Raw genomic sequence first — 9,133 nt, 5'->3', positions numbered from 1 at the left:
TACGGTTCTCAACGCCAAAGGCATCACCGATGCGACCCCGGGCGGCTACGTCAACCACGCCGTCTCGCACAACTTCGTCGGGCCGGACAACGTGCCCGTGCCGCAATTGCCCAGTGCGGACTCGCAGCTCCAACAAAACCTCAAGCTCGTGCTGCAGTCGCACCCCTCGGATGGGCGAGTGCTCGCCGACGAGCCCTACACCCTTTACAAGGGCGGCTCGAAGGTCGAGGACGGCATCACCGATGCCTGCGGCCATGTGGCCATCAAGAACCACCAGCCGGGCACTTCGAAATACACCGTCCGGCTGCGCAACGGCCATGAGATCGATCTGCCGGTGCCCGGCCAGCTTTCGGCCCAAGACGACGAACTTGCCGCTCGCGGGTTCCGTGCCGCACAGGCCGGTGCAAAGGATCGCCTGAGGCAATTTCGGCAAGGCGAATAAGCCGTCCCAATCAAACAACTCGCCACCAAAGAGGGAGCATCTTGACCATCATCACCGACACCCACAACAAGAGCGTCGTGCCTATCGCGCAAGACACGCGCAAGGCCACGTTCAGCTCGCAATGGTTTCTTGAAAAGGCCGAAGACCGCGCAGCCCCTGTGCGCCACAACAACAACCTCCACGTCTACATCTGCGGCGAGGAAGCCTTCAGCCAGATTGCCGATGACCTCAAGAAGGCCAAGAGCAGCGTGGAAATCATCTGCTGGGGATTCGACCCCGCGATGGAACTGACGCGCAAGGAGCGATACACCTGGCCGCGCGGGGACACCTGGGGCGACCTCCTGCGTGACGTGGCGGCGGGCAAATACAACGACGGCAAGCCCGTGCAGGTGCGGCTTTTGTCGTGGTGCGGCTTCATTGGCAGCACCTTGCTCGGCGCACACAACATGCCAGGCTACAGCCACGACAGCAAGACCACCGCGCAACGTGCGAGAAGCCTGAACTCCGACGACTGGACCGAAGGCGTGGCCGTCACGCGGCCGGATCAGCGCAAGGACTTCAACGCCACCTGGTACCAGGACGCCTTCCACGGCCGCATCGAGCACCTGGCCATCCGCACGCGCAACAACGACCGTAGTGCCGTCAACGAAAGCCTCAAGGACGAGGCCGGCAAACGCGGCAAGGTGGAAAACCTGGGCCTCAAGGTAGTGCCCACCGATCACCAAAAAACCATCCTCATCGACTATGAATACGAGAACGGCATGTGCGCCGTGGGTTACGTCATGGGTCTAAACAGCGTCACCGACTATTGGGACACCCAAGAGCACAAGTTCAGCGACCCCAAGCGCGGCGAGGCATGGGAAGGCGCCAACGACCAACAGCCTGGCCTCAAGCCCTACCAGGACTACGCCTGTCGCATTCAGGGCGAAGCCCTCGTCGAAGTCAGCCGCAACTTCAACGATGCGTGGAACCGCGCCAGCGGCGGAGGCGCCCAACTGACGCGCCAGCACGACCCCGCCAGCCCTCCGGCGGGCCTGGCCCGCACCTTGACCGGCACGCGCCACAGCGCCCAGATCGTGCGCACACAGCCCACCGAAAAAGAAAAGACCATCGCCCGCCTGTACAGGCAGGCCAGCAGCTTCGCCCGCCGCTACATCTATGTGGAGAACCAGTACTTCCAACACACTGAATGGGCGGAGCACCTGAAAGCCTTGCGCGCCGAGTACGCGGAAGGCTGGAGAGCCTGCGCCCGGCATCCATCAAAGCTGCCCAAGCTGCACGTCATGGCCGTCATCCCGACGCCCGAGAAGGGTTTCATGGTGCCGCGCACGCACGACACCGTCAGGGCGCTGGGCCACGGCACCTCCATGCGCAACCAGGACAAGATGGTCGAGGACGAGCTCAAGCGCCACCGGCAGAACGGCCAGGGGGACCTGTCGCCCATCGCCCAGAGCGCCGCCGCCGTGGGCGACAAGGACGTGATCGCCAAGGACCTCGAAGGGATGGGCCTGCGCGCCCTGATGGGGAGTCTATGGACCTTCAACGATGCGTACCTCACCACGCAAAGGGAGGAACTGCAGTGTCTGAAGGAATGGGAAAGCACAGCCACCGACAACTCCCAGGGCGAGGACGTCAGCCTGAGCAGCCAGCGCACCAAGGCCCTGCGCGAGAAGATCTTCAAGGCGCGCTACCGCGAGATCTACATCCACAGCAAGCTCATGCTCATCGACGATGGCTTCTTCATGCTCGGCAGTGCCAACCTGAACGTGCGCAGCATGGCGGTGGATTCGGAGATCAACGTGGCCAGCGACAGCGTGGAGAAGAGCACCGATTTGCGCAAGCGAGTGTGGGGGATTCATACGGCGGGCACGCAGGATGGCGGCGATGGAAGTCCCGCGAAGATCGAAGACACCTTTCGTAAGTGGGAAAAGCTCCTGCAAGCCAACGCCAGGGCCAAAGACTTAGGCAATGCCCTCACCGGCTTCCTGGTGCCTTTCGAAGACGACCGCACCAGTCGCATCCGCATGGGCTGAGTCATCCATGATGAAACATCTTCAAAGAATCCTCGGCCTCGCCTTCATCCTGTTCACCACCTACGCCTGCTCCATGAACAACCTGCCACGCAACATGTCCCTGAAGGCCTTCGACCCGCACCGCAAGGACTTCGTCTGTAAGTACGAGGCCGATGCGGTGCCACCTATCGACGCGCAGGCCGAGGCGTGGCTCCAGGAGGGGCTGCGTGTCACCAGCCGTGACTTGTGGCCCAAGGAGCGCGACTATGCAAAGGCCGCACAACTGTGGCAGCAGGCAGCCGATCGAAAGCACTGGAAGGCAATGCTCAACTTGGCGAGTGCCTACGCCTACGGCGAGGGCGTGCCGCGCGACACCGAGCGCGCGGTGCAGATCGTGGAAGAGGCGATGAAGCTGGGCATCCCGGCGGCCTTCGACCTGATGGGCACATACCACATGGAGGGACGGGGCGTGAAGCAGGACGCGAGCCGCGCCTATGCGTTCTGGGAGCTGGCGGCCGACATGGGAAGCCCGAGTGCCATGGCGTATCTGGGCCGCAAGCTCCGGGGTACTTACGACAATCCGCCGTCGGTTTGGAGCAACCGCAAGGTCGCATTCAAGATGCTGGAGTGCGGTGTCGCGCAAGGGAACGGGAGAGCGGCGTTCGAGTTGGGGTTAGTGCTTGATGGCGCGGACAAATCATTAGGCGACGACTATGCCCGCGCCCTCAAAGTCCTCCACGAAGGCGTCAAGTTCGGCAGCATGGAGAGTGCGAGGCATTTGTTCGGCGCATTCGACGATGGCGACCCCCTGGTCAACAACAGCAAGGACCCAGGCCGCGCCGGCCGCTACCGGCTCCTCACGGACGCGCTCGAACACAATCCCGACCTGCGCTTCCCCAACCTGGACAAGATCCTTCCCCTGCCGCCCGCACCGCTGCCCAAGTGGGACGGCGACGAGGACACCCTCATCGACGCGGCCAAGCAGGTTATGCCCGCGCCCGCCGTCCAACCCACCCCGGGCTCGCAGCACACCGGCCGTGCTCACATCCCGCAGGGCTATGCGTTGCCGCAGACACCTTTGATCCCCGCCGCCGAGTGGCACGGCAAGTTCGACCGCCGCCAGGCGCAGATGACACCTCTGCTCAATGGTCAGACAGCGCTGTACTCCGGCTATTGGCTCGCCCAACTGACCCAATCCGTGCGCGAGTTCCAGCGCGAGTGGAACAGCCGTCAGGTGCCACTGCGCTATGCGCAAGGCGAAGCGTTCGATACGCCCGACCGCCGCAGCCTCGGCGAGTACGCCAAGGTACTGGGCGTGCAATGGCACTACATGGGCGAGCTGGTCAAGCTGGCCGACCCTGCGCCGCCCATCGAAGTCGCACGCGGCATCGCCCGCATGAGCCGCATCCCGACGCCGCTGGTCATCTGCCGGGGTGGCCGGCCCTGCCCGCGCACCGGCATCTGGGAGCCCAAGATCGAAGGCGATCACCTGCTCGCCACGGTGTTTCATGACGTGAACCGTCAGGCCTACGTCGAGAAGGGCCAGCCCTTCCCCGATCCGCGCGACGCGCATCTGGACATCGACGCCAATCAGGTTCAGTGGCTGTGGGCCGACAACGCCAACCAGCCCGCCCCCGTGGGCAAGCAGATCACGCTGACCGATCTGCATGACGAGCAGGGCAAGCCGCTGGCTTGATCCACATCCAGGGAGAAAAATGCAAAGCAGAAGAATCATCAGGGTCGGCGACCCGACCGACCACGAAGGCGTCGTCATCACCGGCGACCTCAAGCGCCTGCTCATGGGCAAGCCGATCGCGCGCAAGGGCGATCTGGTCGATTGCCCGCGCAAGTACCCCGACGGCAGGCCCCACGGGGAGAATCCGATCATCGAGGGCAGTGACGGCTACAAGCTGGACGGCATTTCCGTGGCCCTCGAAGGCCACAGGACGGAGTGCGGCTGCAGGTTGATCGGCACCGGCAGCGCATCGGCGCCCGTTTGAACCGAATGCTCTTGCGTCCGGCGGCCACGCGCCGGCTGTCGCCCCTTCGCCTTTCTCTTTCCCTTTCCCTTTCCTTTCCCTTTGACGATCGTGTGCAGATGAATAAAGACTCGACAACGCCGGTCAAGCCGACGCTCTGGCGCGGCGCCGCTCGCGCGCGCATGGCTCCGGCGATTGGCTCACCTCAAGAAGAGCCAGGTTCCGAAGACCGCGCAGATACGGGCAACCCGTCACCGCCTGCGCCTTCGGCGGTGAAGCTGGTGCCCGAGCCCCTCTACGAGGAGCGGCTCAAGGCCGTGAAGGCTGCCGTCAACCCACTGCTCGAAGCGGCGCAGCCGCTGATTCGCGTGCTGTGCGAAATGCCCAAGGAGCTCGATGCAACGCAGCTCGATGTGTTTCGTCGCCTGCTGACGCGGGAGGTCACCACCTTCCAGTCGATCTGCACCAGCGCGCAAATCAAGCACGAGCACATGGTGGCCGCGAGCTATGCGTTGACCACCGCCATCGACGAGGCTGTCCAGCGCAAGCCGTGGGGCGGCGGGTCGGGCGCGGAGACCGGCGCCTGGTCCACGAATCCGCTGGCGCAGCAGTTTCACGAAGACACGGCTGGCGGAGAGAAGGTCTTCCTGCTCATCGGTCACCTGGCCGCCTCGCCGCAGGAGCACATCGATCTGATCGATCTGCTGTTCTTCATCCTGTCGCTGGGCTTCGAGGGCCGCTATCGCTCGCTCCCCAATGGCCGGCGCGATCACGATGCCATCCGCCACCGCCTCTACGAGATCGTGATGGCCGCGCGCGGCGAAGTGCCGCGCGACCTTTCGCCGCACTGGAAGGGGGTGGGCAGCGTGGGCAAGTTCCGGCTGCTGCGCACCGTGCCTGTATGGGTCACGGTGTCGCTGCTGTCGCTGGTGTTGCTGGCGCAGTTCTCCTGGTACAAGTACCGGCTGGTGCAGAAGACCAATGAGGTGGAAACGGGTCTACGCGCGATCGGCGCTTTGCGTCCGCCGCCGGCGCCGGTGCACAAGTCGCTGCGCCTGAAGGAACTGCTCGCGCCGGAAATCGCGCGCGGCACGGTGAGTGTGGAAGAGGACGACGCGCACAGTGCCGTCAGCTTCAAGGGCGACGACATGTTCGTGCCCGGACAAGCACAGGTGAACGCGAAGCTTGTGCAGACGATTGCCAAGGTGGCGAACGAGATCAACGAGGTCTCGGGCACGGTGCGGGTCGCGGGGCATTCGGACAACCGGCCGATCAAGACGCGCCTGTTCCCGGACAACCAGGCGCTGAGCGAGAGGCGCGCCGCCGCCGTGGCGGAGGTGCTCATGACCAGCGGCGTAGCGTCGGAGCGCCTCGTGGTGGAGGGCAAGGGCGACACGCAGCCGGTGGCGGACAACACCACGGCTGCCGGCCGGGCGCGCAATCGACGGGTGGACATCGTGGTGACGCAGGGCGATGCACCTGCGGGGCCAGGCCGCCGGGCGGCGGCGCCGGTGGAAAGGAGCACGCCATGAGCAGGCGCGTGATTCTGGTGGGAGACACCACCACCCACGGCGGCAAGGTCATCACGGGTGCCGACGACAACACCGTGCAGTGCTGATCGGCTCCATCGGCAAGACGGTGGGCTGAAGCGCCTCAGGAATTTTTTAATGCAATACCTCAATTCGTTTGTGAGTTTCGTCTTTTCCCGCGCGACGCTGACCTTCATCGGCTTGGTCGTGTTGGCGCTGGTGATCTGGTTCGTTGGGCCGCTGATAGCGGTGGACGGGCTGCGTCCGCTGGCCACGGTTGGCGTGCGCGTGAGCCTTCTGGTGGTGCTGCTGGCCCTCGCGATCCGGCGGCGACCCCGACCCGCCCGTCTGCACCGGACGTCGGTCGCGTTCTGGAATTCGCGCTTGCGGACCATGAGTGCGTCTCCCGGGGTGGGAGACGATTGAGTTTGGGTTCGCTGGTATATGCTTCTCCGCGGTTCGGGAGACATCCAGCCCCCTTGCCGACGAAGTTCTCGCCACTGTCACGGCGATCAATAGAAACCCAGGGAGAAAACAAGAATGTTCCGTACGCTGACCATTGGCGGCCCGGCCGTGCCCATCTTTCTGGGCGCGCCTGCATTGCAGCCGGTGCGCCTGTCGGGCCAAGAGGGCCTGAACAGCCTCTTCGAATACGAGCTTCTGCTCAAGACCCCTGACGCACTGAACCTCGGCGCCAGCGGCGCAGCCGACTTCAACCTCGACGACTTCATCGGCCGCGAGATCAGTTGCTCCATCCAGCTCGACGGCATGGGCGAATTCCTCCCCGGCGTCGTCGGAGCCAGCACCGACCACATCGGCGCCGGTGTGCGCCAGATCAACGCCCTCGTCGCCGACGCGGCCTTCTGGGGCGAAGAAGGCCGCCACATCCAGTACCGCCTCACCCTGCGCCCCTGGCTGCACCTGGCCACGCTGGCCACCGACTGCAAGATCTTCCAGAACAAGAGCGTCGTCGACATCCTGGACGAGTTGCTCGCCGACTACCCCTTCGCCGTCGACAAGCGCCTCATCGAGACCTACCCCCAGCGCGACTACCAGACCCAGTACAACGAAAGCGACTTCGCCTTCTTCGAGCGCCTGTGCCAGGAATGGGGCATCAGCTACTTCTTCGAACACTCCGAGGGCAAGCACCGGCTCGTGCTCATCGACCACATGGGCGCCTACAAGGCGAACCCGAGCGAGGCGTACCGGCAAGTCGAATACCACGCCCCCGGCTGGAAACCCGACGCCGAATACCTGCACAGCTTCGTCCCCCGCAACCGCCTCACCAGCGGGCGCTACACCTCCCGTGACTACGACTACACCCGTCCCCGCGCCGACCTGAGCATCACCCGAGCCGACCCCCGGCCCACCGGCCAGGCCGAAGGCGAGGTCTACCAGTGGCACGCAAGCCAGGGCGCCAGCCACTACGCCCAGCCCAAGGCCGGCACGGGCGACGCCAACGACCCGCATGAGGAAGGCCGCTTCCTGAGCCTGCTGCGCATGCAGGCCCTGCGCACCCACGGCGCCAGAGCCCAGGCCAGCGGCAACCTCCGGGGCATGACCCCCGGGTGCACCTTCAGGCTCGCCAAGCACCCGAGACAGCAAGCCAACGCCGAGTACCTCATCCTCGACACCCACCTCCTCATCGAAGACGTCGCCCAGGACAGCCAGATCAGGGATGCGGCGCCCGGGCGCAGGCAGCAATGGAAGGTTGAAGTCGAGCTCACCGCCCACCCCGTCAAGGAGCCCTTGCGCCCGGCCCTCACGCAAACGAAGCCCCACACCCACGGCCCGCAGACCGCCCTCGTCGTCGGCCCCGAAGGCCAGAACCTGTGGACCGACGAACTCGGGCGCATCAAGGTGCAGTTCCCCTGAGACCGCATCGGTCAGAAGAACCAGCACAGCACCTGCTGGCTGCGAGTCAGCTCGCCCTGGGCGGGCAACCAGTTGGGCGGCATCCACATCCCACGCATCGGCCAGGAGGTCATCGTCGACTTCCTCGGTGGCGACCCCGACCTGCCCCTGTGCACGGGCCGAGTCCACAACCAGACCAACCTGCCGCCGTGGAGCCTGCCGGGCCAGTCGGCCCTCAGCGGCTTCAGAAGCAGGGAACTCACCAAGAAAGGCGGCAACTCGGCGGCGGGCCGCTCCAACCACCTGATCCTGGACGACACCGAGCAGAAGATGCAGGCCCAGCTCAAGAGCGACCACCAGCACAGCCAGCTGAGCCTGGGGCACATCACGCGCATCGAAGACAACGCCGGGCGCAGGGACCCGCGAGGCGAAGGCTTCGAGCTGCGCACCGACGGCCATGGCGCCATGCGCGCGAAGGACGGTCTCTACATCAGCACCGAAGGCCGCGACAACGCGCGCGCGCATGCCAAGGACATGGGCGAAACCGTTCAGCGCCTGACCGCTGCGCGCGACCAGCATGAAAATCTCTCCGAGGCCGCCATGCAGGCCAAGGCGCACTCGGAGGGTGACCAGGACGAAGTCACCCAGGGACTGAAGGCGCAGAACGACGCGATCAAGGGCAGCGGCGCTGGAGGCGAAGGCAAATTCCCCGAGCTCTCCGAGCCGCACCTCGTGCTCTCCAGCCCTGCGGGCATCCAGAGCACCACCGCTGGCTCCACGCACATCGCCAGCGACAAGCACATCGCCCTCACCAGCGGCGCTCATACCAGTATCTCGGCAAAGAAGAGCCTCCTGGCCAGCGTCAAGGGCGCCATACGCCTGTTCGCCCACCGCGCCGGCATGCGGCTCTTCGCCTTCAAGGACGACATCGACATCCAGGCGTTCAAGCACAGCGTCAACCTCCTCGCCAAGCTCGATATCACCGTCAGCGCCAACAGGATCACCCTCAACGCCGAGGAGGAAGTCCTCATCAACGGCGGCACCAGCTACACCCGCTGGAACAGCAGTGGCATCGAAAGCGGAACCCGGGGCCGCTGGGTCGAACACGCGGCCAGCCATAGCTCGCCCGGCCCCAAGAGCCTGCCCGTTGCATCCACCAACCTTCCCCGCGTCGACCTCGAAAAGAGCGGCGGCTTCCTCCACTCGCTGTAAGGAGCGCCCTCATGATCATCAGCCCGCCCTTCCTGCCCGAGCGCACCGCAGCCCAGACCGATGCGGATTGGATCGCGAAAGCCATGGAGCAGCCCTCCTCCAGGG

Annotated in this window: 6 protein-coding genes and 2 pseudogenes; all 8 read left to right on the top strand. The window is 65.0% G+C overall.

The features are described from left to right. Positions 1-442: pseudogene (locus WKW80_RS36760) on the top strand (type VI secretion system Vgr family protein); the annotation flags it as partial. Between the two features lie 41 nt (positions 443-483). After that, positions 484-2,475, top strand: coding sequence for a phospholipase D-like domain-containing protein (locus tag WKW80_RS36755; protein ID WP_340368487.1), 1,992 nt, complete (start codon positions 484-486; stop codon positions 2,473-2,475). Between the two features lie 7 nt (positions 2,476-2,482). After that, positions 2,483-4,150 (top strand): tetratricopeptide repeat protein, encoded by a 1,668-nt coding sequence (locus WKW80_RS36750; RefSeq protein ID WP_340368486.1) that lies wholly within the window; start codon positions 2,483-2,485, stop codon positions 4,148-4,150. A gap of 19 nt (positions 4,151-4,169) precedes the next feature. Continuing rightward, entirely contained in the window at positions 4,170-4,454 is a 285-nt protein-coding gene (locus WKW80_RS36745; RefSeq protein ID WP_340368485.1) for a PAAR domain-containing protein, read from the top strand. A gap of 98 nt (positions 4,455-4,552) precedes the next feature. Beyond that, entirely contained in the window at positions 4,553-5,965 is a 1,413-nt protein-coding gene (gene tssL, locus WKW80_RS36740) for a type VI secretion system protein TssL, long form (protein ID WP_340368484.1), read from the top strand. Between the two features lie 135 nt (positions 5,966-6,100). Further along, on the top strand, positions 6,101-6,388 hold the full coding sequence (locus WKW80_RS36735) for a hypothetical protein (protein ID WP_340368483.1): 288 nt from the start codon (positions 6,101-6,103) through the stop codon (positions 6,386-6,388). A gap of 114 nt (positions 6,389-6,502) precedes the next feature. Continuing rightward, positions 6,503-8,404: pseudogene (locus WKW80_RS36730) on the top strand (type VI secretion system Vgr family protein); the annotation flags it as partial. 12 nt (positions 8,405-8,416) lie between these two features. Then, positions 8,417-9,028 carry a DUF2345 domain-containing protein gene (locus WKW80_RS36725; protein WP_340368488.1) on the top strand — a complete coding sequence of 204 codons (612 nt, stop codon included), beginning with the start codon at positions 8,417-8,419 and terminating at the stop codon, positions 9,026-9,028. Positions 9,029-9,133 lie beyond the last annotated feature (105 nt).

Source organism: Variovorax humicola (assembly GCF_037889915.1).
In the GTDB taxonomy this organism is placed as follows: Bacteria; Pseudomonadota; Gammaproteobacteria; order Burkholderiales; family Burkholderiaceae_C; genus Variovorax; species Variovorax humicola.
The sequence above is the reverse complement of the archived record's forward strand: the minus strand, read 5'-3'. Positions and strand labels throughout refer to the sequence as shown.

Bases quoted from the DNA above. Each gene is read 5' to 3' on its own strand.
- WKW80_RS36735 (WP_340368483.1), top strand. From the start codon at position 6,101: ATGCAATACCTCAATTCGTTTGTGAGTTTCGTCTTTTCCCGCGCGACG.
- WKW80_RS36725 (WP_340368488.1), top strand. From the start codon at position 8,417: ATGCAGGCCAAGGCGCACTCGGAGGGTGACCAGGACGAAGTCACCCAG.
- tssL (WP_340368484.1), top strand. From the start codon at position 4,553: ATGAATAAAGACTCGACAACGCCGGTCAAGCCGACGCTCTGGCGCGGC.
- WKW80_RS36745 (WP_340368485.1), top strand. From the start codon at position 4,170: ATGCAAAGCAGAAGAATCATCAGGGTCGGCGACCCGACCGACCACGAA.
- WKW80_RS36750 (WP_340368486.1), top strand. From the start codon at position 2,483: ATGATGAAACATCTTCAAAGAATCCTCGGCCTCGCCTTCATCCTGTTC.